General features: G+C 69.4%; 21 protein-coding genes and 6 pseudogenes. 16 read left to right on the top strand and 11 right to left on the bottom strand.

What is annotated here, in order from left to right; translation table 11 throughout:
- Positions 1–530 precede the first annotated feature (530 nt).
- From AC07DA_RS22880 to AC07DA_RS22865, 4 genes and pseudogenes are all read right to left on the bottom strand, one after another.
- On the bottom strand, positions 531–767 hold the full coding sequence (locus AC07DA_RS22880; protein ID WP_479130012.1) for a DUF3072 domain-containing protein: 237 nt from the start codon (positions 765–767) through the stop codon (positions 531–533).
- Positions 768–1143: 376 nt separating this feature from the next.
- The gene (locus AC07DA_RS22875; protein WP_479130011.1) at positions 1144–1596 is read right to left on the bottom strand and encodes a DUF6098 family protein; all 453 of its coding nucleotides are present in this window, start codon (positions 1594–1596) and stop codon (positions 1144–1146) included.
- 26 nt (positions 1597–1622) lie between these two features.
- A complete protein-coding gene (locus tag AC07DA_RS22870) occupies positions 1623–1850 on the bottom strand; it encodes a DUF5133 domain-containing protein (RefSeq protein ID WP_479130010.1) in 228 nt (75 codons plus the stop codon).
- A 118-nt stretch (positions 1851–1968) separates the two neighbouring features.
- Positions 1969–2399: pseudogene (locus AC07DA_RS22865) on the bottom strand (CBS domain-containing protein).
- A gap of 362 nt (positions 2400–2761) precedes the next feature.
- Between AC07DA_RS22865 and AC07DA_RS22860 the strand changes: the two are divergent.
- Both AC07DA_RS22860 and AC07DA_RS22855 read left to right on the top strand, forming a co-directional pair.
- The gene (locus tag AC07DA_RS22860; RefSeq protein WP_479130038.1) at positions 2762–3034 is read left to right on the top strand and encodes a hypothetical protein; all 273 of its coding nucleotides are present in this window, start codon (positions 2762–2764) and stop codon (positions 3032–3034) included.
- A pseudogene (locus AC07DA_RS22855) lies at positions 2995–3393 on the top strand (DM13 domain-containing protein); the annotation flags it as partial. The gene AC07DA_RS22860 and the pseudogene AC07DA_RS22855, both read left to right, overlap by 40 nt.
- A 109-nt stretch (positions 3394–3502) precedes the next feature.
- On the opposite strand, the gene AC07DA_RS22850 reads toward AC07DA_RS22855, so the two are convergent.
- On the bottom strand, positions 3503–4036 hold the full coding sequence (locus AC07DA_RS22850) for a TerD family protein (RefSeq protein WP_479130009.1): 534 nt from the start codon (positions 4034–4036) through the stop codon (positions 3503–3505).
- 482 nt (positions 4037–4518) lie between these two features.
- Here AC07DA_RS22850 and AC07DA_RS22845 point away from each other — a divergent pair, with 482 nt between their 5' ends.
- From AC07DA_RS22845 to AC07DA_RS22835, 3 genes and pseudogenes are all read left to right on the top strand, one after another.
- Positions 4519–4938, top strand: coding sequence for a hypothetical protein (locus AC07DA_RS22845; protein ID WP_479130008.1), 420 nt, complete (start codon positions 4519–4521; stop codon positions 4936–4938).
- 73 nt (positions 4939–5011) lie between these two features.
- Positions 5012–5220 (top strand): annotated as a pseudogene (locus AC07DA_RS22840) (flotillin family protein); the annotation flags it as partial.
- A gap of 2 nt (positions 5221–5222) precedes the next feature.
- Positions 5223–5987: pseudogene (locus AC07DA_RS22835) on the top strand (DNA repair ATPase); the annotation flags it as partial.
- Positions 5988–6572: 585 nt separating this feature from the next.
- Here the strand turns inward: AC07DA_RS22835 and AC07DA_RS22830 are convergent.
- The gene (locus tag AC07DA_RS22830; RefSeq protein WP_479130007.1) at positions 6573–7796 is read right to left on the bottom strand and encodes a cation:proton antiporter; all 1224 of its coding nucleotides are present in this window, start codon (positions 7794–7796) and stop codon (positions 6573–6575) included.
- A 1033-nt stretch (positions 7797–8829) separates the two neighbouring features.
- Here AC07DA_RS22830 and AC07DA_RS22825 point away from each other — a divergent pair.
- Positions 8830–8994, top strand: a complete 165-nt coding sequence (locus AC07DA_RS22825) for a hypothetical protein (RefSeq protein ID WP_479130005.1) — start codon at positions 8830–8832, stop codon at positions 8992–8994.
- Between the two features lie 268 nt (positions 8995–9262).
- Here the strand turns inward: AC07DA_RS22825 and AC07DA_RS22820 are convergent, their stop codons facing one another.
- Positions 9263–9565 carry a hypothetical protein gene (locus AC07DA_RS22820; protein ID WP_479130004.1) on the bottom strand — a complete coding sequence of 101 codons (303 nt, stop codon included), beginning with the start codon at positions 9563–9565 and terminating at the stop codon, positions 9263–9265.
- Between the two features lie 339 nt (positions 9566–9904).
- Here AC07DA_RS22820 and AC07DA_RS22815 point away from each other — a divergent pair, with 339 nt between their 5' ends.
- The 5 genes and pseudogenes from AC07DA_RS22815 to AC07DA_RS22795 all read left to right on the top strand — a co-directional run.
- The gene (locus tag AC07DA_RS22815) at positions 9905–10030 is read left to right on the top strand and encodes a hypothetical protein (protein ID WP_479130003.1); all 126 of its coding nucleotides are present in this window, start codon (positions 9905–9907) and stop codon (positions 10028–10030) included.
- Positions 10031–10121: 91 nt separating this feature from the next.
- Positions 10122–10400, top strand: a complete 279-nt coding sequence (locus tag AC07DA_RS22810; protein WP_479130002.1) for a hypothetical protein — start codon at positions 10122–10124, stop codon at positions 10398–10400.
- 7 nt (positions 10401–10407) lie between these two features.
- Positions 10408–11091 carry a hypothetical protein gene (locus tag AC07DA_RS22805; RefSeq protein ID WP_479130001.1) on the top strand — a complete coding sequence of 228 codons (684 nt, stop codon included), beginning with the start codon at positions 10408–10410 and terminating at the stop codon, positions 11089–11091.
- A 286-nt stretch (positions 11092–11377) separates the two neighbouring features.
- The gene (locus tag AC07DA_RS22800; protein ID WP_479130000.1) at positions 11378–11692 is read left to right on the top strand and encodes a hypothetical protein; all 315 of its coding nucleotides are present in this window, start codon (positions 11378–11380) and stop codon (positions 11690–11692) included.
- 307 nt (positions 11693–11999) lie between these two features.
- Positions 12000–12621, top strand: a pseudogene (locus AC07DA_RS22795) (TniB family NTP-binding protein); the annotation flags it as partial.
- 675 nt (positions 12622–13296) lie between these two features.
- Here AC07DA_RS22795 and AC07DA_RS22790 read toward each other — a convergent pair.
- Complete coding sequence (locus AC07DA_RS22790) at positions 13297–13488, bottom strand: hypothetical protein (RefSeq protein WP_479129999.1); 192 nt, start codon at positions 13486–13488, stop codon at positions 13297–13299.
- Between the two features lie 568 nt (positions 13489–14056).
- On the opposite strand from AC07DA_RS22790, the pseudogene AC07DA_RS22785 reads away from it, so the two are divergent.
- Positions 14057–14634 (top strand): annotated as a pseudogene (locus AC07DA_RS22785) (winged helix-turn-helix domain-containing protein); the annotation flags it as partial.
- A gap of 2 nt (positions 14635–14636) precedes the next feature.
- Positions 14637–17171 carry a DUF4118 domain-containing protein gene (locus AC07DA_RS22780; RefSeq protein WP_479129997.1) on the top strand — a complete coding sequence of 845 codons (2535 nt, stop codon included), beginning with the start codon at positions 14637–14639 and terminating at the stop codon, positions 17169–17171.
- Between the two features lie 308 nt (positions 17172–17479).
- Here AC07DA_RS22780 and AC07DA_RS22775 read toward each other — a convergent pair whose 3' ends face one another.
- On the bottom strand, positions 17480–17665 hold the full coding sequence (locus AC07DA_RS22775) for an acyl-CoA carboxylase epsilon subunit (RefSeq protein ID WP_479130036.1): 186 nt from the start codon (positions 17663–17665) through the stop codon (positions 17480–17482).
- Between the two features lie 230 nt (positions 17666–17895).
- On the opposite strand from AC07DA_RS22775, the gene AC07DA_RS22770 reads away from it, so the two are divergent.
- Genes AC07DA_RS22770 through AC07DA_RS22760 form a run of 3 tightly spaced genes read left to right on the top strand, consistent with a single transcriptional unit; the run spans position 17896 to position 20449 of the window.
- A complete protein-coding gene (locus tag AC07DA_RS22770; protein WP_479129996.1) occupies positions 17896–18597 on the top strand; it encodes a YczE/YyaS/YitT family protein in 702 nt (233 codons plus the stop codon).
- A gap of 17 nt (positions 18598–18614) precedes the next feature.
- Positions 18615–19670 carry a ketoacyl-ACP synthase III family protein gene (locus tag AC07DA_RS22765; protein ID WP_479129995.1) on the top strand — a complete coding sequence of 352 codons (1056 nt, stop codon included), beginning with the start codon at positions 18615–18617 and terminating at the stop codon, positions 19668–19670.
- Positions 19667–20449, top strand: coding sequence for a thioesterase II family protein (locus AC07DA_RS22760; RefSeq protein ID WP_479129994.1), 783 nt, complete (start codon positions 19667–19669; stop codon positions 20447–20449). The genes AC07DA_RS22765 and AC07DA_RS22760 overlap by 4 nt, the downstream gene beginning before the upstream one ends.
- Positions 20450–20464: 15 nt before the next feature.
- Here AC07DA_RS22760 and AC07DA_RS22755 read toward each other — a convergent pair whose 3' ends face one another.
- Both AC07DA_RS22755 and AC07DA_RS22750 read right to left on the bottom strand, forming a co-directional pair.
- Positions 20465–21277: an SAM-dependent methyltransferase gene (locus AC07DA_RS22755; RefSeq protein ID WP_479129993.1), complete on the bottom strand. Its 813-nt coding sequence runs from the start codon at positions 21275–21277 to the stop codon at positions 20465–20467.
- A gap of 76 nt (positions 21278–21353) precedes the next feature.
- Positions 21354–22463 carry a MupA/Atu3671 family FMN-dependent luciferase-like monooxygenase gene (locus AC07DA_RS22750; protein ID WP_479129992.1) on the bottom strand — a complete coding sequence of 370 codons (1110 nt, stop codon included), beginning with the start codon at positions 22461–22463 and terminating at the stop codon, positions 21354–21356.
- Positions 22464–22469 lie beyond the last annotated feature (6 nt).

The raw sequence follows: 22469 nt of genomic DNA, 5'->3' as shown, positions 1-22469 counted from the left end.
CGAGCAGCGATCATGCTGGTGACCGGCCGGCTGACTCGCCGCCCGCACGGAGCATACGAATCAGGAGAAGGTGCAGTGGCTGGTCAACCGAGACGGGGAGCAGGCAGATCAAGTCGGTGCAGAGGCGCTGGCGGCCACCAAGGGCATTGGTCTCTGGCATTGGTCTCATGTCGCTCCTGCAGAGCAGCACCGACCCAGTCGGTGGCGCGCGGCCAGTCACGGTGGAAACCCGGAAAGGGGGCCGTTGTGCAGGCGCTTCGCGCAGGGCAGGCGAGACGATTTCGATCCCGACCCACTCGAAAGTGATGGCGCTGTACGAGCCCTGGGGGTACACCAAGGTCGACGACAGCCAGCCTTTCTCCGACTCCCCGATGCGGTGATGCTGCGTCCCATCCGCGGCTGACGCCCTGGTGGCGGGGCCTGCCCCACCCGGCCACCGCAGGCGGTAGCGCGCAGTGGGGTGTGCGTCGGCCTGTCGAGGCAGGGTGCCATCGCACGGAGCGAGGGCGGCGCGGGCCCGGTTGCTGTGGTCAGGCGCCCCGGTGACGACCCGGTCCTTCGGCGGTTGGTCCGTTCTGTTGCGTGCGCGGGGATGCCTGCTGCAGCCGGTCAATCATCCGGGATGCCTCGGCCTTCGTCAGATTCTCGGGGATCTCTTCGCCTGCCTCACGGGCCAGGGTCTTCAGGTAGCTCAGCTGCGGGCCGGTCGCCGGTTCATCCCCGGTTGCCCAGTCCTGCACATCCTTGCGGGGGTCTATCTCGCTCATGCGCTGCGACTACCCCGGAAACGGGTCGCTGACGCGATGCCCCAGCGGGCAGACATCTGTGCTGGCGGCTGTCCAACAGCGGCAGTACGGACACGCTGGGACACCGCTGAGGGCACGGAGGACGTCCGAGACCACGTGCGTGCCCGGCGCACTCCGGCTGTGCGCGCTAGTGCAGCTGGCCGAGCCCGAGCGGGTGGGCGCCTGTGGCCTGACGGCCGGGTGACGTCACCTCCACACACGTCGGCACTGCGTGCACTGCGACCTCTCCCCTCCCCCGCCGGCAATGCCCGCCCCACGCCGCCGGCACACTACCCGCGCCCGGCGCGGGCACTGTGGTCGACGCGCAACCGGCTGAGCGGCGCACAGGTTGTGGGGTTCAGGCGGTTGCGTCGCGGTCGAGAGAGCCCCACTGTCCGGGCTGCTCGGCGACGATATGGCAGGCTTCGTCGATGACCTGGTCCGAGATCCAGCCGAGGGGGTCCACGTCTGTCACCAGAGGTTCGTTGTCCGGTCCGCGGGCCGTCTCCACACCCCGCAGAACCCACGGCCGTGTGCGCGGATCCTTCACTCCCGGGAGGTGGCAGTAGTCATACAGCCGCCGGGCAACCCAGATCGGCACGGGCCGGTCCCCCCACCAGTTTTCGACGTCCAGCAGGCTGGCCGACAGCCCAGGCAGTTTCACGCCGGTCAGGTCGTCCGTGCTGGCCGCATCGGGCAGGTCGTGCTGCGGGCCACGCGACCAGCGCACGTACAGCCCGCGGCGGCTGGTGACCAGCCGGGTCAGCTCATGGAGACTGGTGAAGGTCGGCAGGCTCGCTGTCGTGCTCACAGGGCGGGCGGATCGACGCAAGGCGGTCAGGCGGTGAGGAGGGAGTCGTCTTCGGTGCGGGCACCGGCCAGCTGATGACGGGCAGCAACGAGGGCGGAGTCGATGTCGCGTGTGCCGGTCGACACGCACAGCGTGTAGGTGACATCGTCCATACGCTGGCGTACCTCTGCGCTGCTGTCCTCGGCGTGCAGGATACGCAGCGCTTCGTACTGGTCGATCAGGGTTCGCAGTACCGCGGGGTGTGCCATGAGCATCGGAGTTCTCCCTGCTGCCGCCATTCACATGGGTAATACACCAATCCGTATGCCCCGGACCCGGGGACGTCATACCGGCGCTTTTTCCGATGACGGTCGGGGCCCGGCCGCCCAGGAATCAGTCGGTGGCCAGGGCCTGAACGAGCTCACCGACCTTGGGGTCCGGCAGGACGCGGGCGACGTCGGCCCGGGCGACCATGCCGACCAGGTCGTGGCCGTCGATCACTGGCAGGCGGCGGACCTTATGCTCCGTCATCGTGCGCAAGATCTCCTGCACGTCGTCGTCGACGCCGATGGTGACGGCCTCGCCCTGTGCCAGGCCACCAGCCGGACAGGTAGCGGGGTCCTTACCCGCACCCAGCACCCAGCACCCAGCACCCAGCACGATGTCCCGGTCCGTCAGCATGCCCTTGAGCTTGTTGTCCGTGTGCCGCAGACCGGCAGGGCGCCAACGCCGAGGTCCTTCATCTTGCGGGCCGCGTCCAGGACCGTCTCCTCGGCGCCGATGCACTCAGCCCCACCGGTCATGATGCCCCGCGCCTTCGCCATCAGATCCCTTCCTGCATTCGCGGACACGGCGCGCAGCAGATGGGACCCGCCACGACAGCAGCATGACGCCTCTATGTCGCTGCGTCTCACTTGCACGGTGTCAACGGTTCGTTACTCACGGTGGCGGCCGGGGATCGAAGCCGAGAGTCAGACTGAACATCCTGAGATCACAACACGCTCCGGCTTGGTGGACTGAGCGCCGACGGCCGGGTCCTCACCGCTGCGGGCGTGGCCGGGTGTGCGGCCAGGTCGAGCGCTTGAAGCAGTGCGCGCCTGTTCCAGCTGCGGCCGGCGTCGGTGCTGGCCCACAGCTGCATCGCCGAGTTCGCTGACTGCCCGGTTGCGACGGAATAGGCGGGGGGGTGGGCCGACGCACGCTCTCGGCCGGCGAGGCCGACTTCCACGCCCTGGTGCAGGCCGGTGACGTGCTCTACGGCTTCGACAGCCAAAGCGGCGGTCCACTACCCATGGTGTTCCTCGCCGCCGGGGTCCTGATCGAGTCGCTGCCGGTGGGTGTGCCGAGTGTGGATCCCGAACGACATCGGCTGTGGGTCGAGCACACCACCGAGGTGTGTGTGATCGTGTCACTGATGGGCAGGACGAAACCGTGCAGGAGGCCCTGCCCAGTGCCGTAGCCCTGATGCTCCTGCGGCCCCTCCCGGCCGGGCGCACCGTCCGCGTCCCCCTCCCCGGCGCCCCGGTGCCGGACGCCGGCGGGCGGTGAACTGACCAGCCACGAGCACGCCACTTCGGGCAAGGTGAAGCTTGTGCGGCTCGCCGACGGATCTCATGTCGTACCGCTGGAGGACCTCGTCACCGGCAACGGCCCGGATCTGCGCGTGTGGCTGACCGACGCGCCAGTGAAGGAGGGGCGGGCCGGCTGGCACGTCTTCGACGACGCGCGTACGTGAGTCTCGGCAAACTCAAGGGCAACAAGGGCAGTCAGAACTACACCGTGCCCGCCGACGTCGACCCGTCCCGGTTCACCAGCGTCCTTCGGCGCCGCCGAGCCGGCCCGTATCCGACCTCACCCGAAGGGCACGTCAGACTTCCTGCCCTGCACCCATCCTTCCGGAACCGACGGCGCAACCGACCGTGCCGGGTCACGGCTTTGGGGCGTTGCCCATCTCGGCGGCGAAGGCCGTGGGGTCGCTGTCGAACCCGCGGACCATCTGGTGAAACTTCCAGGCTCCGGAAGTATCCCGGGTGAACTCCGCGACCGTCGCCGCGGTGGATCCCGAGACCTGGGTGAAGTCGTCCTTGAGGAGCTCCCTGTACCCCTCGACGACCAGTACGCCTACGTTCGTAACGTCACCGAAGGTCTTGGGGCCGTTGTTCTGGTGGATCGCCACGCCCACGACCACTCGTGCGAAGGAGGAAGCGAGGCGATCGAGCTCCAGGGTCATGACCTCGACGTAGCCGAAACCCTGACCGGTCCGGCTGTGCCGGCCCATGTTGATGGTGCCGTCCGGTGAACGGCTGTCGAAGTGGACGACGTACACGGGCGGGCCGTAGGGGGCATCCGCCGAGTAGGTCGTGGCGATGATGTCGAGATGGTGAGATGGCTGGTTCCAGGGACTCGGGTCCCACTTGAGCCGTACCTCGGCCTTGCTCACACTCTGAGTGTCGCTGTTCACCGGCTTGCCGCCCCTCCCGCGTCACGTCACCGCGGGTTGGCCCCGCATGGTCAAGTATGGCTGTCGGCCGACGTGTTGGAGGGCCCGCAGCCCGAGGCCGGCGTCAGCCGCCTGCTCTCCGAGTGCCCGCGGGAATGTGAGTTCTTCCCGGCTGAGGCGCCGACCTGTGTCCGCGATCTCGCCGAGTATCTGGGCGCAGCCCTCCAGATACTCCTCCAGAATCCCCAACCCCACCGGGTTTTGCCCCAGTTCTTGACGCACCGCTGACGGCCTCTTGGCGGCTGACCGGCATCCAGACCTTGAACAACACTGCCGGGAACCGGCAATGCGTGGGCAGACGCCTGGGGTGCAGCATGGGCTGCGGGGAGCACTACCGGGGAATGCGGTGCCGGACACCGGCAGGTGTCCGGCACCGAACCCTGAGCGAGCGGTGCTCCGCCGGCGCGGTTGACGGGCAGTGCGGACGAGACAGGGGGTACGGCATGCGGACATTACTCTCGGTCGTCACCGGCCCGCCCACGATCCTCCTGACCACCGCCCTCGTCGTGCTGCTGTGCTTCTGGCTCCTCGTCGCCACGGGTCTCGCCTCGGTCGGCACCTTCGACGCGGACGCCAACCTCCGGGCCTGGGGCATGGGCGGCGTACCCGTGGTGGTGGCCATCACCATGCTGACGGCCGTGGCCTGGTTCCTCAGCGTCGGGGGCGTCCTCCTGCTGGCTGTGTGCGCGCCGCCGGGTGCCACCACCGGGCTGCTGGGCATGGTCCTGCCCGTAGCCGCCGCGCCCGTCGCATGGCGACTGACCTGCCTGTTCGTGCGTCCCCTGCACCGGCTCTTCCTCGACGAACCCGGCCGGCCCAACGACCCCGGCCTGCGCGGTCGCGGACAGGCACGCGACGCCTGAGCAGTACCCCCGTCGGCCCTCGCCGCCGGCTCTCTCACGCTTCGTCTTCCTTCGCGCCTCAAGGACCTATGCCATAAATGTCATCCTCCTGGGCGCCGGCGTGCTCGTCGCCGTCACCCTGCTCGCCGTACTGCTCGTCTCTCCCTGCTGTTCCGCAAGGTGCAGCAGGGCAAGGCGCTGACCGTCTCCAAGCTGCGGAAGGTCTACGTGACCTTCACCGGGCAGGTCGTACTGCCCGTGCCGCACAAGGCCGAGGTGATGGACATCTCGGTGAAGGCCATCGCATGCCCGACATGCTCGCCAACCGCGCCGACGTGTGGAACCTCGGCGACGTCCTGACCGGCAAGGACGACGTCTTCGCGCTCAGCCTCATCGAGAACGCCCCCACCGCCAACTCCGTCCTCGCCCCGCTCGCCGACCGTGACGGCGCCGACCTCGACCTGCTGATCCGCCTCGCACAGCACGACCCGGTGGCGCGAGCGGAACGCCTGACACATCCGGACGCCCCCGGGGAGCTGGGGCAGATCTTGGCCGTGCTGCGTCACCTCATCGCCGCCCGGGAGACGGTCCTGGCCGTGAACGCGGCCTACATCGCCTCGGCGGCCCAGTCGGACACGACCCGCACGGAACCACCCTTCCGGCTCCAGGGCTCCTACCGCACCATGCACAAGATCGCCCAGCGCGTCCGGCCCGTCATGAACGACGACGAACTGGCCGCGCTGATCGAGGACCAGTACCGAGCTGAGGCCCAGACCCTCACCACCGGCGCCGAAACCAATCTCCTCGAGCTGGCCGAGCTGCGCGGCACTCTCACGGCCGAGCAGTCGGCCCGCTGGGCCGAGCTGAAGGCGGCACATGTCCGGGCCCAGTCCCCCGGCGGCCCGGAGGACGACCACATCGCCCGGGCCGTCTCCGCCCTCGGTGTCCTGGCCGACCGGATCGCCGCCGTCGAGACGGCGATCAACCGGGCGAGCGACCCGCAGCACCTGGTCCTGAACTCCACGGCCCGGCACGCCGCACGGCCGGCGCCGGGCGGTGGCGGGGACTGAGATGCGGCACGCCACTCGCTCCCCAGCGAGCCGGGGGCCGCGGCCGTCCGAAGACGGGCTCGCACGGCTGTGGCTGTGACGGCCGTGGTGACGGCCCTTCCGTTCGCACTCGGTCCCTTCTCCGAGGGAGCTTTCTGGCCACGGCACCGGCCCTGGTGGCCGGCTTGACCGCGCTGGTGTTCCTGCCGGACCTGTGCCAGGAGCGCCCGCCCGCACCTCATTCTCGGACCGGTCGACTGCACGCGCTCTGACCGGCCGACGCAGCGTCGTTCTGGCCCAGGTCACCTCGGTCCGGTTGTGGACGACGTTCTCGTACGGCGGCGTCCGGGAGCGTGTCCTCCTGGGTGCGATGTGCACGGTGTACGGCGCGGGATCACCCGTGCCGCGGGAAGACGTGCCCTGCGGACAGCGCTCGCGGGGCAGCAGGGCAGGCGAGCCCGTGTGAGTCCGGCGGCCCGGGCCTGTCTTGGGGACGGCCCGGGGCGGTGGCCCGTACGGCACACGGTGAGGATGCTCCTCTCACAGGTACTTGCCGTGTGCGTCCACCTGATCGGGTTTCTCGAAGTCAGCGGGCTGGGCTGACGATCAGCGGGTGTCACGGGCGGTAGCGGGAGCCGATTCGTCGCCGGGGATGCCGGCGATGTCCTCGACCTTGAAGAGACGGGCGATCGGCACATCGGTGGAGCTGTGGGCGACGATCGAGAAGGCGATGCACACGGCGATCAGGGTGAACGCCTCCTCGCCCTGCGGGATCCCGGCCTGGAGAACCAGCAGGCCATACACGACGGAGGCGAAGCCCTTCGGCCCGAACCAGGCGGCGACCAGCTTCTCCTGCCGGGTGAACCGGGTGCCGAGCAGCGACAGCAGCAGCGAGGCCGGCCTGATCAGCACGATCGCGAGCACGACGGTGACGTAGCCCCCGAAGGACAGGTCGCCGAACAGCTGTGGCGTCAGAAGCGCTCCGAAGACCAGGAGCGCGGCGAACTTGGCCAGCTCCGCCAGCGCCTCGCCGAGCGGCTCGAACGCCTCCTTCGCCTCCAGTGACCGCGCGGTGAGCACCGCTCCCGCGGAGAACGCGGCGAGGTAGGGGTTGGCGTGCGTGAGGTGACACAGGGCGTACAAGGTAACGCCGATGGCCAGGGGCAGCAGCGGCTGAAGCTTGGGCTCGGCGCCCAGCAGCCTGAACCGTACGAGCTCGATCACCACGAAAGGCAGCACGACACCGAAGACGAGGCCGAGCACCAGCTCCAGCGCGATCTTCCCGAGCGACGCCTCGGCGTGCCCGGAGGTCGGTCCGGCCGCGGCGATGAGGATGAGGACCACCGGCAGGGCCAGTCCGTCGTTGATGCCGCTCTCCACGTTGAGCAACTGCCGGAGCTTGGACGGGACTTCTTTGCGGCCGACGATGGCCGACGCGAACACCGGGTCGGTGGGCGCGAGTACGGCACCGACCAGGAAGGAGGTCGTCCAGTCCAGGCCCACCAGGAAGTGCGTGATCAGCGCCATGCCGACGAACGCCAACGGCATGCCGAGCCCCAGAGCGCGGGCCGGGTTGCGCCAGTTCTCCCGCAGCTTGGGGAAGGAGACGTGCATGCCGTCGGTGAACAGCACCGCGAACAGCGCCAGGTCGGCCGTGACGGACACGATCTCGCTGTCCGGGGTGATGTGGATCAGCCCGAGGAACCCGTCACTGACGAGGGCCCCGCCGACGAGGAAGAGGAAGGACGTGGAGAGCACGGTCCGGGCAGCGAGCCCCGACAACAGCACCGCTATGAGCAGCGCCGCCCCGAAGACCACGACGAGCACCATGACCAGAACCCCCGATCAGCGAAGAGACTTGTCCTCAAACCGCCGACCAGACTTCCCGGCACACCGCTGGGAACCTTACACGGCCTTGACGCAGTATTGACATGTTCTCGGCGCGCGTCCTGGGTCGCCGTTGACCGCCGGTCCGGAAGGTGAGGGTCCTTCCTTCGAAGGGGGCGTTGGCGTCGGTTCGACGCCGGTGGTCCCGTGACTGGCGGTGGGGAGGGCGTCCGGCGCCTCCTCGATTTGCTGGACCATATCGCCGCCCGGATCGTCACTCGGTGTGCCCGCCATGGTGGGCAGCAAGGACCAGGCGCGGAGGGCCTGGTCGATGTCCGCGACCGTCGCGATCACGCGGCCGGCGCGTCGGAGCCTGGCGGGGCCGTCGAGTTCTCGCAGGCCGGCCGGGGGTCGTCGGGCTGCCACGACTCACCTACGTCCTCCGACCTGTCGACCGCCGGTGCGTGATGCGGACGTAGAGGGCTCTGGTCCCACCCGGTCGGCATCGAGACGAAGCGGTGGTGGAGCGGTCACCCGTTCCTGTGCGGAGGGCTTCTTGGGGGCGGGCTCGCGGATCGCCGCCGCCGGGCGTGCCGAACGGGACGGTGCGGATGGTCACCGGCACCCGAGCGCGGCAGGTGAGCGACCAGGAGGCCCGCGCCTTCGGGATCTCCACCGACCGGGTGTGCCTGCGGATCGAGCACATCCTCGACAACGCCGACGACGTCCTGCGGCACACGGTCACCGTCGACTTCAGCGGCCAGCCCTACGTCACCCCGGCACGTGCCCCACTCTCGAGGACCTCCCGCGCCGCGACGGGATCACCAACGGACACCAGTTCAATGCCAACGGCTTCTTCGCCTTCATGTACTGCCTGGCCTGCGTCGGCTTCGCCTCGGTACCGCTGCTGGCGTGGCGCCAGGGTGGAGGCCGCTACGCCGCCCCGGGCTTCCTCCGCTCCTCCTGGCTACCGTGGCTGTTCACCACCTGACAGGGCGTCGCCTACAGCTCCGCGCGCGGCGATGCGAGCGTCTTCGTGCTGATCGTGGGCTGGGGCGCCTTCATCTACGCCGGGATGATCGCCCTGTACTTCCTCGCCCGCGCACTCTGGGCCGTCGACGACGACCAGGCCGCCCCGTCCAGTGAGGCAGCGCCCGATGCCGGAGCGCCGGAGCTTCACACGCCGGAGTCCGACGGCTGATCAGTCGACGACGTGCGCAATGACGCCCATGTCCCCGGGCGCGTCTCAGAAGGTGCCAGCGAGCAACGTCACCCAGACACCCAGCCCCAGCGCCGCGACAACCCTCAGCCAGGGCGTGGTGCCGCTGCCGGCTGCTGTCCACCCGTAGAACAGGACGCTCAGGCACATCCAGCCCGGGCCGTCGAAGAACTCGCCCCTGGGGTTTTGTGACTTTGCCTTGTTCCCTCTGCCCTCGCGCCTCTTCCGAGCAGGCCACGCTGGACGCTGCTCAGGATCCGTCCCATATGCCCAGACGTTTGAGCCTGCGCTGCCGGAGCCGTTCCGAGACGGCCGTAAGGCCGAAGACCACTCCCACGGCCAGCCCCGCGAACGCAGCGAACAGGAGGTCGTCGAGCTCCTCTTCACGCGACAGCGCCAAAAAGAAGAGCGTAAAGGGCACTGCCGCGCAGAGTCCGGCGCCGATGGGGCGCCGGGCCACCCACTTCTGGATCCGGGTCGGAGGCCGCTGCCCACCCAGGGCCCGATCCCACGCCCAGAACGCATCAACAAGGGACCGCTTCCAGTTCGCCACGGGGGCAGGGTACGGCAGCTCATGAGCCAGCCTTCGGGCGGGCCACCACACCTGGCAACCGCCATCCTTCCGCACCGATGCCGACGCCGGCCTTGCCGTTCTGAGGCGCGCAGGACGTGACAGGTGAAGCGAGGGGCGGATGTTCGGGGCCGTGACCCAGGGGCTCGGCAGGTTATCGACGTGTTCACGGCGACCACGGGGCTTGGCTAGGTGTGGCTGGGATGTCGGGCCATGCTCCGGCCTAGTCAGCCACCGGAGCCCGTGTGGGTAGTCCGGGCCTGGGGGCTCGGCTTTTGTCCTGCCGGGGGGATCTCCCTCGCCCTCGGGACGGTCACCTTGATGACCGACGGGGAGCCGGGCTGGACGGCGGATGTGATCCGCTGGATCGCCGGGCCGCTCGTGGTCGGCTCGATCGTGACGGCCCTTATGGCCCGGGTGCGGCAGCGCCACCGGACCGGATTGTGAAAGGTGGACGGCGGGTGTGAGACGATCCGTTTCCTGGAATGCAGCTGCACTGGTCGCCGCCTGCTGGGCGGTCAGCGGCCCGGGATATGGGGTGCTCGCCGCCCTTGACGAGCCGCAACTGTCCGTTGCTCCCCTCATCGGCGCCGGCCTCATGCAGTGGTTCTGGGCGCGCCACCGCTCCTGGCCGGCAGGGGTCGCGGCCGGCCTCGTGGGGACTGCCGTGTTGTTCGCACTCGTCGACATCCTGCGGCCGGAGCTGGGCCGGTACGTCGCGGACGCGCTGGCCACAGGGACAGCGGCGACCGTCTCCGTAACCGTGCTCACTCTGATGGAGCGAGTGAGGGGGAGCCGTCATACCGCCGCACGGTGACCCGCTCGTGGGCGACCGCATGAGCCTGCCGCCTGAGCCGGGAACCGTCCGGCGGCGTACGACCTGCCGTCGCGTGTGGGGGCTGTGTACGGCTCTGCTCGGTGTCGTGATGCTCCTCCTGGGCGCTGCGGGACTGGCCATCGAGCCGGGTCTGATCGAGGACGAGACGGCGTTCGGAACCGCGACCTCCCGCACCACCGTCTCCACTTCCCATGACGATTGCATGCACTCGTTCGACGCGACCGTGACCCGCACGGTGATCAAGGAACAGAACAAGTCATCGGAGTACACGCTGTACCTGAGTGGTCCGACGCAGGTGCCCCGCAGCATCGACATGGGCACCTCGGAGCCGCTGCTCAAGCGCCTGCATGCCGGTGACAACGTGACGGTCCCCCTGTGGCGGGACTACGCGACCGAAGTACGGCAAGACAAGGTCTCCCAGGAGACCGCCGATACGCCGGAGGGCGAGCCGGTCATCGTGTGCGCGCTCGCCCTGGCAGTGGTCTGCGGTGGTGCGTACAGCTTGTACGCGGGAGGCACGGCCGTGGCACTGGCCCGGCGCCACGCCGTGCGGGATCTGCCCGCCACTCTCGTGACGCGGGGCAAGGAAGCGGCCGGAGCGGCACTGTGCGCGCTTCCGGCCCTGGTTGTGGGCACCTTCACGAGCGTGCCGGTCATGCTGGTGGTGTGACTGGGCCTGCTGCCGCTAGTCCGAGGGATCGTGCAACGGCAACAGCAACGGAGTACCGGACGGCACGCCCGGCCACCCCGGCACACGGTCTGACGGGCCCAGTCCGTGAACACACCTACCTCGAGCCCGGGTCCCTGCTCCCCGCCGCGGCTGCGCGGCGTCGGCCGGGGCGCGCCTCTGCGGCCGTGCCCGGCCGGCGCGTGATCACAAGCTCATGGACGGGCGCCCCAAGGGGTGCCATGATCACGCGGATGTACGGCATGGATCCGGCTCGCAAGGAGGAAAATTGAGGCTCTACCTCGGCATACCCGTCGTTCTGCTGGCGTTGCTCATCGCCGCTTCGGGTATAGCGGCACTCACCCGAGGATGGGTGCTTCCCACGAACCGGAAACCGATTCGCCGCCCGCAGCTCTACGGCTGGGGACAGTTGGTCGTTGCCATCGCACTCTGCTGTCAGGCGGCCTTCGGGCTGATGACCAACGACCTCGACACCCGGCAGTGGGGAACCCTGAGCGGTAGCGTACTCATGGTGAGCGGCATCCTCGTGATCGCGGTGAGCCAGCGCACGACTGGTCATCGGCAAGGTGGCAATACGCCCTGAACGGGTCCCCGGGGATCTCCGACAGCAGGATCTACCACCGCACACCCCGCCCATGACCACCCACCAGCAGCATCGGAGCCGTCCTGACCCCGTCGGGACCGCATTGGCTCTGGCCGAGGCAGCGACGTACGTACTGCCCGGGCTGCTGTTGAGCGAGTCGCATCCCGAGCAACCTGCCAGCGGGGGTTCCTATCCGTTGGATCCGGGACCTCCCGCGCCGCAGGCCACCCAGGTCGCCTGCGCCACATCCGGGCAGCCGGGGCTGCGTAACCCTTTCGTAGCGACCGCTCGTGCTGCTCCGCGTCCCCTGCTGAACGTCGGCCGCACATGCCACCTCGCCCACACCCTCAAAAACCCCGCACCGCCCGGATCAACCCACGCCGCGGCGCCCGTGGCGTACGTCCTCGTCCCGCCCGGCGCCACCGCGAAAACCCTTATCACCGAATTCGCCCGCTACCTCGGCATCCCCGTCACCACCCGCATGACCCAGACCCAGATCACCGACGCCGTCCGCCACACCTACATCCAAGCGGGCGTCCAACTCGTCCTCAGCGACGAAATCCACCGCCTCAACCCCCGCACCACCACCGGCGCGCAGACCGCCGACCTGCTCAAAGACCTCACCGAACGCCTGGCCGCCACGTTCGTCTACGCCGGCATCAACGTCACCGACACCCCCTGTTCAGCGGGACACGGGGCGCTCAACTCGCCGGACGCGCCACCCTCATCACCTGCGGCCCCCTCCCCCGCCACGCTGCTTACCTCCACCAGCGCACCGCCAGCCGCATCGGATCCCTCACCCGACCCATCCGCCAAGCAGCCATCACCGCCATCGGCGACGGCACCGAACGCCTCACCAAAGCCCCCTCGACGCGGTACAACTCGACCACCTCGCCGAACCACACAAGCGCCCCACGCGACGCCGCTAGCCCCCACCCACCGACCAGGCAAAACAGCGCTGACCAGCACAAACACCAACCGGCCTTTGCACGCTGACGAAACCCACAACAAGCCCCGCCCCACTCAGAACACACGACACAACCCCAGCTCACACCCCGAACCGCCCGCTGGGGCCGTGCACCCGGCCTCTCTCAACGAACCCATAACACACCAGGCCAGCAAGCACCCCACACACCGACAAGCCCCCCTTTCCAGCGCCAGCACCTCGTGAGGGCTGGACGCCGGGTAATCGCCTGGCATCCAGCCCTCACCTTTGCGGTAGATGCTGTTAATCCTGGTTCACGTCGCAGAGCCCGTACAACCTGTCGCTGGCCGCTGATGTCAACGCGCGTCCTCGCCGCTTCCGGACACTGACTTTCTCCGTGCTACGGCGAGTCCTCCCGCAACAAGGCCGACCGCAGTGAAAAGCGCAGCGGAGTGCCAGCTCGGCCAGTCGAAAGTCCAGCCGCAGTGGCAACAACTCCCACGATGCAAGTGAGAGCAGCACAACTGCCGATGATCGCAAGGGTGTTTTGGGACTAGGCCGCCCCACATGCCGTTGTCTCGCTCCGCCTGGGTTCCGCCCGCAGTGGTGTCGCCAGAGGTGTCGCCCCCTGTGCCCCAGAGCGTGCCGGTGACTACGACATCGCCAACAGTACGGAACCCTACCTGCCTTTTTGTGGCCGACTGAAAATAAGGCAGAGCAAGGGCGCAGCTATGACGACAAAGGCAATGAGTGCTGTTGTCCTTGCGAGACCCAGCAGCCGGATGGCCAGTCCTGCTACCCCAAAGGCGATGATTACTGCGAGCACAAAGATCAGTTGACGCTTATCCAATTCCCCCTCCTTAGTCGTCATGGAGTTCAAGGTGCCCGCCGGTGCGCGGATGAATCCGATGTCGACGCCGTTGGTGGTCGTGGAAGCCAGTCCCAGTGCGGTGGGGTGGAAACAGGTCGAACCTAGCTTGGTGTGCCCGGAGTGGTGGTCCTGTACTTGGTGAGGTTGTCGGTGCGGGTGCGGATCTTGGTGGTGTCCTTGCCCGCGGTGTTCTACGGTGACCGGGCGGCCGGGGGCCGGGGACAGGTACGCCGTGAGGAAGCCGAACCGGCACACCGGTCCCGCCAGCGCAACCGAGCCGAAGCCGGGCCGTGCCAGCCAGCGTCCGGTAGCGGTCTGAGCGGGTTCATCTGCCCGAGGCATCGGGGCGCGGCATGGGCTGCAGGACGGCGTGGTCGCCACGGGCCACATCAAGGACCGCGAAAGTAGGCCGCGTTGCGCGCGTCGCGGCCTACGATTGTTCGATGCAGGTTGATCCGGGTACGGGAGATGACCGCCGCGCGGATGTCCGGCCGCCACGTCGGACGGGCAAGAGTCGGATTCCGCCAACTCCCGCTGTCCTCCAGACTGGTTGGACGGCTGGTGAACGGAGGACGATCCGCAGGTCGTACGGGTCCGTCATCAACTCCAGCACGCCGGTACGGGGCCGACCGGGCCTCCGACGGCGCCACCCCGCTCCGTCTGGCTCGCGCCCGCCAGCCCGACGTGGTCCTGCTCGGCCTCGGGCTGCCAGACATAGACGGCGTCGATGTCATCAAGGGCCTGCGCGGCTGGACCCGGGCACCCATCCTGGTGCTGTCCGCCCGGCAGGCGCCCGACGAGGAGGTCGCCGCCCTGGACGCCGGCACCGACGACTGCATCACTGAGCCGTTCAGCACGGAGGAACCCCTTGCCCGGCTGCGGGCCGCCGTGCGCCGCACCGCGGAGGCACCGCTCGAGCTGTCTCATCCCGACCGAGTGGCATCTGCTGGAGATCCGGGTTACCAACCCGGGACGGCTGATAACGCGGAAGCAGCTGCTCCATGAGGTCTGGGGCGGCTCCCGGAGCAACAAGACCAGCTGCCTGCGCGTCCATATGGCCCAGCTGCGGCGCAAACTGGAAACAGATCCGCCCATCCCCGCTATCTCGTCACCGAGCCCGGCATACGCTACCGCTCCGAAGGGTGAACATGGCACGCGGAAAGCTCCGGATCTACCTCGGCGCGGCTCCCGGCGTCGGCAAGACGTACGCCATGCTGTCCGAGGCGCACCGCCGCCTGGAACGGGGCACCACCTGCGTGGTCGCCTTCGTCGAACACCATCACCGGCCGCGCACCGAGGTGATGCTGCACGGCCTTGAGCAGGTCCCGCGCAGGGAACTGGCCTACCGGGACGGCACCTTCACGGAGATGGACGTGGACGCGGTCCTCGCGCGCCACCCCGAGGTGGCGCTGGTGGACGAACTCGCCCACACCAACATCCCCGGCTCCCGCAACGCCAAGCGCTGGCAGGACGTGGAGGAACTGCTCACCGCCGGGATCGATGTCGTCTCCACGGTGAACATCCAGCACCTGGAGTCGCTCGCGGACGTCGTGGAGTCCATCACGGGTGTCCGGCAGCGGGAGACCGTACCGGACGAGGTCGTCCGCAGGGCCGACCAGATCGAGCTGGTCGACATGTCCCCCCAGTCGCTGCGGCGCAGGATGGCGCACGGCAACATCTACAAGCCGGACAGGGTCGACGCGGCCCTTTCCGACTACTTTCGGCCCGGAAATCTCGCCGCCCTGCGGGAGCTGGCGCTGCTGTGGCTGGCCGACCGGGTCGACGCCTATCTGACCGAATACCGAGGCGAGCACCGGGGCTCCACCGTGTGGGGCTCACGCGAGCGGATCGTCGTCGGGCTGACCGGCGGCCCCGAGGGCCGGACCCTCATCCGTCGCGCGGCCCGGCTCGCGGAGAAAGGGGCCGGTGGCGAGGTGCTGGCCGTCTACATCTCCCGCAGCGACGGCCTGACTGCGGCCTCCCCGAAGGAACTGGTCGTCCAGCGCACCCTCGTCGAGGACCTCGGCGGCACCTTCCATCACGTCGTCGGCGACGACATACCCCTCGCGCTGCTCGACTTCTCGCGCGGGGTCAACGCCACCCAGGTCGTGCTGGGCGTCTCCCGTCGCAAGGGCTGGCAGTACGTCTTCCGGCCGGGCGTCGGCGCCACGGTCGCCCGCGACTCCGGGCCCGATCTCGACGTCCACCTCATCACCCACGACGAGGCCGGCAAGGGATGCGGGCTGCAGGTGCCCCGTAGCGCAGGCCTCGGCCGGTCCCGTCGGTTCTGGGGCTGGATCGTCGGCCTCGGCGGCCCCGTCCTGCTGACCTGGCTGCTGCGCAGCGTGTCCCCGGACGACGGGCTCGCCAACGACATGCTGCTGTTCCTGGCCATGACGGTGGCGGCGGCCCTGCTGGGCGGCCTCTTCCCCGCCCTGGCCTCCGCTGCGGCCAGTTCCCTGTTGCTGAACTGGTACTTCACCCCGCCCATCCACAACTTCGCCATCGCCGGCCCGGAGAACATCGTCGCCATCGGCATCTTCGTCGGGGTCGCCATGTCCGTGGCCTCCGTCGTCGACTTGGCCGCCCGCCGCACCCACCAGGCGGCCCGTCTGCGCGCCGAGTCGGAGATCCTCTCCTTCCTGGCCGGCAACGTCCTGCGCGGCGAGACCAGCCTGGAGGCGTTACTCGACCGGGTCCGCGAAACCTTCGGCATGGAGTCAGCGGCGCTGCTGGAGCGCGAGAACGACGTGACGCCCTGGACCTGCGCCGCCAGCGTGGGGCCGGGGCCCTGCACCGTCCCCGACGAAGCGGACGTCGACGTACCGGCCGGAGACCACATGGCGCTGGCCCTGACCGGACGGATACTGCCGGCCGAGGACCGGCGGGTGCTGGCGGCCTTCGCCGCACAGGCCGTCGTCGTCCTGGACCGCAGGAGGCTGCAGGAGGAGACCGACCGCGCGCGGGCGCAGGCCGAGGGCAATCGCATCCGCACCGCACTGCTCGCCGCCGTCAGCCACGATTTGCGTACCCCGCTCGCCGGGATCAAGGCGGCGGTGACGTCCCTGCGCTCGGATGACGTCGAGTGGTCGGAGCAGGACCGGGCGGACCTGCTGGAGGCCATCGAGGAGGGCGCCGACCGCCTCGACCACCTCGTCGACAACCTCCTCGACATGTCCCGCCTCCAGACCGGCACCGTGACCCCGGTGATCCGGGAGACCGACCTCGACGAGGTGGTCCCGATGGCACTCGGCGGCGTCCCCGAAGGCAGCGTCGACATGGACGTCCCCGAGACCCTGCCGATGGTCAACGTCGACCGGGGCCTCCTGGAGCGGTCCGTCGCGAACGTGGTCGAGAACGCCGTCAAGTACAATCCCGCCGACACACGGGTCCTGGTGAAGGCGAGCGCCATCGCCGACCGGGTCGAGGTCCGGGTCGTGGACCGCGGCCCCGGCGTCCCGGACGAGGCCAAGGACCGCATCTTCGAACCCTTCCAGCGTTACGGCGACTCCCCGCGCGGCAACGGTGTCGGCCTCGGACTCGCGGTCGCTCGTGGCTTCACCGAGGCCATTGGCGGCACCCTGCACGCCGAGGACACACCCGGTGGCGGCCTCACCATGGTGCTGACCTTGCCCATGGCGGCGAGCCACCCACCACCGGACCGGACCTGTCCGCGTGGTTGATGTCGCAGAACCGTCGTGCCGCAAGCCTGCTGCCCTCTTGGCCGGCGCCTGACACCAGGCGGAGCAGCGACTGCAGCAGGTCGTGCGCCGCACGCCGAACGGCTCTGCGGGCAAGCGACACGCCTCCCACGCCGGTTGGGCCTTCGAGGAGCCGGGGGCCGGCTGCGGAGCGGGCCGGGGCTCCCAGGGTGCGCCCGGCTCAGCCCGGAACTCCCCGCCTGGCTCGGCTCATACGTCCAGAGCCTTGGCGGCGTGGGCGGGTGGGCGCGCAGCGCGCATGCGATCGACGTCGCCGGCCCGAGCACTCATCACTGGCACCAGCTGATCGGGCCGCGGTAGTACCGACGGCGTTCAAGGCGCCGCCAGGTCGCCCGTGAGGCTCCGGAGGGGGACTCGACCGGGCTCGCGGCCTGTGTGCTCACCCGGCGCTGCAGGTGTGCCAGTACCACGATGAGTGCAGCAACGTCCATGCTGCTCGGATGGCCCCGCTCCACGCGGAAGCAAGGAACGGTTTCTGTTGGCACTGACACGGGCGCCTCCCATCGTGGGTGTGCGGCAGAAAGGCCGTTAACCAGACGCTAGGCGCGGCCCACGGTCACGGGCCATGGATGCTCGCCGAGCTGGGGTCGATGCTGGGGCAGATACCAGGGCGGCCGTCCCTGCGGGTGGGCCAGGCTGTTCTTCCGCGACGACCTGTACTGGTTGCCGGACCCCTGGAGCGCTGGTGAGTGACCCGATCCGAGGTAGGGCCGCACGCTTGCGGCTGCGTGGCCACCTGATGGCGTATCGGCAGCGGTACCTCGTCTATCTAGGCGGGTGCCTGCTGTTCTCGAGCGGGGCGGCCTGCTTCATCCATGCAGACCTGGGGACCGACCCCCTCGACGTCTTCGCGTTGGGTGTGCTCAGGCACGCTCCTTTGACCATCGGCGTCGTCCAGGCCCTGGTGGCCCTGGTGTGTCTTGCCGTCTGGACCGCATGGAACCGGCGCCGGCCCCCGCTGTCGCCGTTCGTGACCTTCTTCCTGTGCGGCAGTCTGATCGACGTCCTGCTGGCGCTCGGAGCCGCTGGTCACCTGCCGGTCCCGGCCGGGGGTCTCATGGTTTTCGGTGTTGCGCTGTGCACATACGGGTCCGCGCTGATCATTATGAGCGGTGTCGGGATCCGGGCCATGGACCTGGTGGCCATCTGCATGACGCACCGCTGGCGTTGGCCGTTCTGGACCGCCAAGGGAAGCCTCGAACTCGTTCTGCTGGTGTTCGGCTATGTCCTGGGCGGGCCCGTGGGCCTCGGCACCGTCTGCTTCCTGGTGTTCGTCGACACGCTGATCCAGCCCTGCATGTGGCTGAACACCCGCCTGTTCTCGCTGCGCAACCACGGTCTGGACCGACCGACGCCGGTACCCGCCTATGGCCCCGACCCCGTCTGAACGAAAGGGTTTCGACCATGCTCCTGTCTGACCTGTACATCGCGGGTCTGGGCGCCCGTATCCCCGAGCGCGTCACCACGAAGGAGGCCGTGGCCGCTGGGTGGTACGACGCGGCGGAGGCGGAGACCCTCGGCTGGGAATCGGTGGCCGTCGCGGGTGACGTGCCCGCCCCGGACCTGGCGATCGAAGCCGCGCACCAGGCCCTTGAGGTGTGCGGGCACGCCACTTCCGAGGTCGACATCCTGATGCACGTGTCGTGCAACCACCAGGGCCCCGACCTGTGGTCCCCGCAGCACTACGTCCTGCGGAACACCGTCGGCGGGACCATCCCCGCCCTGGAGATCCGCCAGGGCTGCAACGGCTTCCTCGCCGCGATGGAACTTGCCGGCACCTACCTGGCGGCGGCCGAGGACCGTACCGCCGCCCTGATCACGTCGGCGGACAACTGGGGGGACCCGCTGGTCGACCGCTGGCGGGCCACCCCCGGCGGCCTGTTCGGGGACGCGGCGACGGCCTGCGTGCTGTCCCGCCGGACCGGCTTCGCACGGCTGGTCAACGTCCGTGCCGTGTCCCTGCCGGAGCTGGAGGAGCTGAACCGGGGCGGTGAGCCGCTCTTCCCTCCGGGGTGCACGACGGGCGTCAAGGTCGATCTGCGGGAGCGTGCCGCCACGTACAAGGGCGGTCAGGACCTGGTGAACGCGGGGCAGTTGATGGGGGAGACGCAGCGCGCGCTGATCAGGGAAACCCTTGACGAGGCTGGTCTCACCCCGGGCGACGTCACCCGCGTCGCCCACCAGTTCGTCGGCGACCTGAACGTGCTCCACCGCCTGCTGGAACCATTCGGCGAGGACGCCGGCGTCGCAAAGGGCGTGTGGGACTTCGGGCGTTCGGTCGGGCACACGGGCGCCAACGACCAGATCAGCGGCCTGCACCATTTGGTGTCGACCGGTCAGCTGCGGCGGGGTGACCGGGTGATGCTGCTGGGCGCCGGGGCCGGGATCTCCTTCTCGTGCGCCGTCGTGGAGATGCTGGACGTCCCCTCGTGGGCCGTCGTGCCGGACCAGGCCGTATGACGGTCAAGACACCCATTCAGCCGGCCGGCCTGTGGGCGCTGCGGATGCGGGAGGCCACGGCGCCCGCTCCGCTGCTGCGGCTGATCTGCGTCCCCTACGCGGGTGGTGGCGCCGCCGTCTACCACAGCTGGGCGGACCGCCTGCCGGGCGTGATCGAGCCGTGGGCGGTGCGCATGCCCGGCCGCGACGCCCGGCTGCACGAACCGCTGCGCACGGACCTGGTGGCGACGGCGGGGGAGCTGGCCGACGCCCTCGCGCCCCTGCTGGCGCGGCCGTACGCCTTCTTCGGGCACAGCCTCGGCGCGTTCCTGGCGTTCGAGACGGTGCGGGCGCTGCGGGAGCGGGGTGCGCCGGAGCCGGTCCTGCTGGCCGTGTCGGCGCGCAATCCCCCGCAGCAGCGCACATACGGGGGCGGCGTGCACCGGCTGCCGGACGACGAGTACCTGGACGTGCTGGACCGTCGGTACGGAGCGATTCCGCCGCTGCTGCGGCAGGACGCGCAGATGCGGGCTCTGTATCTGCCGATCCTGCGCGCGGACACGACGATGCTGGAGAGGTACCGCTACCTGCCGGGATCGCCGCTCGGGTGCCCCGTCGTCGCCTACGGGGGCGCCGAGGACCCGGAGACGTCCCCGGCGACACTGTCTGGCTGGGCGGAGGTGACGAGCGCCGGGTGTGCCACCGCGGTGCTGCCCGGTGGGCACTTCTTCCTGGGTCCGTCGCGGGAGGAGCTGCTCGGGCATTTGACGGCCGAGCTGTTGAGGGCGCTCGTGCCCTGAGCCGTGGCGTGCGGGTCAACGCCGGCGCGCGGTGATGAGGACGTAGCCGAGGCCGGGTGTGTAGAAGGCGTCGGTCCCGGTGTCCAGCAGGGCACTCACCACGTCCTCGCCGGCGATCTCCACCCATTCGGCGCGGAGTTCGAGCAGCATGGACCGCATCCTGCGGCGTACCGGTTCGGGGACGCGAATGTGCGGCGTGACGTCGGTGACGTCCAGGACGTCGAATCCCTCGTCGGTGAGCAGCGGCTCGTACGCGTCGAGGGGCAGGGCGGTGACCAGGGGGTGCGTCGCCGACCAGTTCTCGCCGGCCTCGTGGAACATGTCGGCGATGACGAGCCGGGCGCCCGGCCGCAGGACGCGGCCCGCCTCGTGCAGCGCCCGCGGCTTGTCGGGCATGTGGATGAGCGACTCGAAGAACCAGCTGGCGTCGAACGAGGCGTCGGGGTAAGGCAGGTTCTGGGCGTCGGCCAGCTCGAAGTGGACCCGGTCGGCGAGCCGCATCTGCCGGGCCCTGCTGCTGGCGTGCTCGATCTGGCACCGGCTGACGGACACGCCGACGACCTCGACCGCGTGTCCGCTGGCGAGGTGGAAGGCCGGCTGGCCGATGCCGCATCCGATGTCCAGCACGCGCTGGCCGGTCAGCGGCGCGAGGCGTTCGACCATGAGTGCCGTCAGGTGCTCGGTGGCGGCCTGGAAGGTGGAGTGGTCCGCCGGGTCCGCCCAGTAGCCGAGGTGCAGGTTGCTGTCGCATACCCGGCTGTGTAACTCGCTGATCGAGTCGTAGAGTTCGGCCACTGCCTCGGTGTTGGACCGGTGCGTTGAGGTCATCCCGTACGCCTTGCCTCACGTGTTGTGGTGCGGTGCCGGGTGACGGGTGGTGCCGCGGCGACACCGCACGGCGCGGTCAGGTGGAGTAGTACCAGCTCATCGGGTGGGCGTCGGCCCGCGCCGGCGCGGGCGGGCCGACCGGTTGCGGCTCGGGCCGGACGGCGCAGCGGCGGCGCAGGGCGCCGAGGGCGGGCAACGCCCGGGTCACGGTATCGAAGGGGAGACCGAAGTCGATCAGGCAGGCGACCTCGTCGACCCCGGCCGCGCGCAGCCTGTCCACGGTGGCTGCGCACTTGTCCTCGGTGCCGAGCAGGGACCGGCGGCTGTAGTAGTCCTCGGCCATCAGCTCGGCGAGCCGGTCCTGTTCGGCGGCGTCGGTACCGCGGGAGGTGCCGCTGACGGCGTCGTCGTTGCGCTTCTGCGTCATGAATGAGGCGAGGTAGCGCTTGACCGGCTCGCGCACCACGTTCCACACCTGCTGTTCGTCGTCGCCGACGTAGGTGTGCATGCCCACGGTGACCGTGCCGGCCGCCGGGTCGTGTCCGGCTCTCTCCCGGGCCGCGCGATAGCGGCTGATGTCCTCTTCCAGTTTCTCCCAACTGGTCAGAAGGGACAGGATGTTCAGACCGCGTTCGCCCGCGTCCACCCAGGTCTGCGGGTTGGAGGTGTGCACCAGCCACATCGGCAGTTCCGGCCGGCAGGGCCGCGGATAGGTGCGTACGTCCAGGGCGCGGCCGTCCGGGCCGGGGAAGGTGCGGGTCTCGCCCCGCCACAGCGCGGCCACCGTGTCCACGTTGTCCAGGGTGTACTGCCTGCGCTCGGCGTAGTGGTCGGGGTAGAAGACGAAGTCGCCCTGGTGCCAGCCGGTGGCGACGCACACGCCCACGCGGCCCTGCGAGAGCTGGTCCACGAGGGACCACTCCTCCACGACGCGGACGGGGTGGTGGTGTGGCAGGACCACGCTGCCGGCTCGCAGGTGCAGGTTCTCGGTGGCTACGGCCAGCGCGGCGGACAGCACGGCCGGGTTGGGGAAGCTGCCGCCGAACTCCTGGAAGTGGCGTTCGGGCGTCCAGATGGCGGTGAAGCCGTGCCGGTCGATGAAGCGCGCCACGTCCAGGATGAAGCGGTAGCGGGTGCCGAAGTCGTTGCGGTCGTTCGCGGAGAAGAAGTAGACGCTGAAATCCATGGGGCT

It is taken from the genome of Streptomyces sp. NPDC044921, from assembly GCF_056432865.1.
The sequence above is the reverse complement of the archived record's forward strand: the minus strand, read 5'-3'. Positions and strand labels throughout refer to the sequence as shown.

What these genes read in the sequence shown, in the direction of transcription:
- AC07DA_RS22880 (WP_479130012.1), bottom strand. Translation starts at nt 767, where the DNA reads ATGAGCGAGATAGACCCCCGCAAGGATGTGCAGGACTGGGCAACCGGG.
- AC07DA_RS22870 (WP_479130010.1), bottom strand. Translation starts at nt 1,850, where the DNA reads ATGCTCATGGCACACCCCGCGGTACTGCGAACCCTGATCGACCAGTAC.
- AC07DA_RS22845 (WP_479130008.1), top strand. Translation starts at nt 4,519, where the DNA reads ATGCGGACATTACTCTCGGTCGTCACCGGCCCGCCCACGATCCTCCTG.
- AC07DA_RS22830 (WP_479130007.1), bottom strand. Translation starts at nt 7,796, where the DNA reads ATGGTGCTCGTCGTGGTCTTCGGGGCGGCGCTGCTCATAGCGGTGCTG.
- AC07DA_RS22815 (WP_479130003.1), top strand. Translation starts at nt 9,905, where the DNA reads ATGACCGACGGGGAGCCGGGCTGGACGGCGGATGTGATCCGCTGGATC.
- AC07DA_RS22790 (WP_479129999.1), bottom strand. Translation starts at nt 13,488, where the DNA reads ATGACGACTAAGGAGGGGGAATTGGATAAGCGTCAACTGATCTTTGTG.
- AC07DA_RS22780 (WP_479129997.1), top strand. Translation starts at nt 14,637, where the DNA reads ATGGCACGCGGAAAGCTCCGGATCTACCTCGGCGCGGCTCCCGGCGTC.
- AC07DA_RS22765 (WP_479129995.1), top strand. Translation starts at nt 18,615, where the DNA reads ATGCTCCTGTCTGACCTGTACATCGCGGGTCTGGGCGCCCGTATCCCC.
- AC07DA_RS22760 (WP_479129994.1), top strand. Translation starts at nt 19,667, where the DNA reads ATGACGGTCAAGACACCCATTCAGCCGGCCGGCCTGTGGGCGCTGCGG.
- AC07DA_RS22755 (WP_479129993.1), bottom strand. Translation starts at nt 21,277, where the DNA reads ATGACCTCAACGCACCGGTCCAACACCGAGGCAGTGGCCGAACTCTAC.
- AC07DA_RS22750 (WP_479129992.1), bottom strand. Translation starts at nt 22,463, where the DNA reads ATGGATTTCAGCGTCTACTTCTTCTCCGCGAACGACCGCAACGACTTC.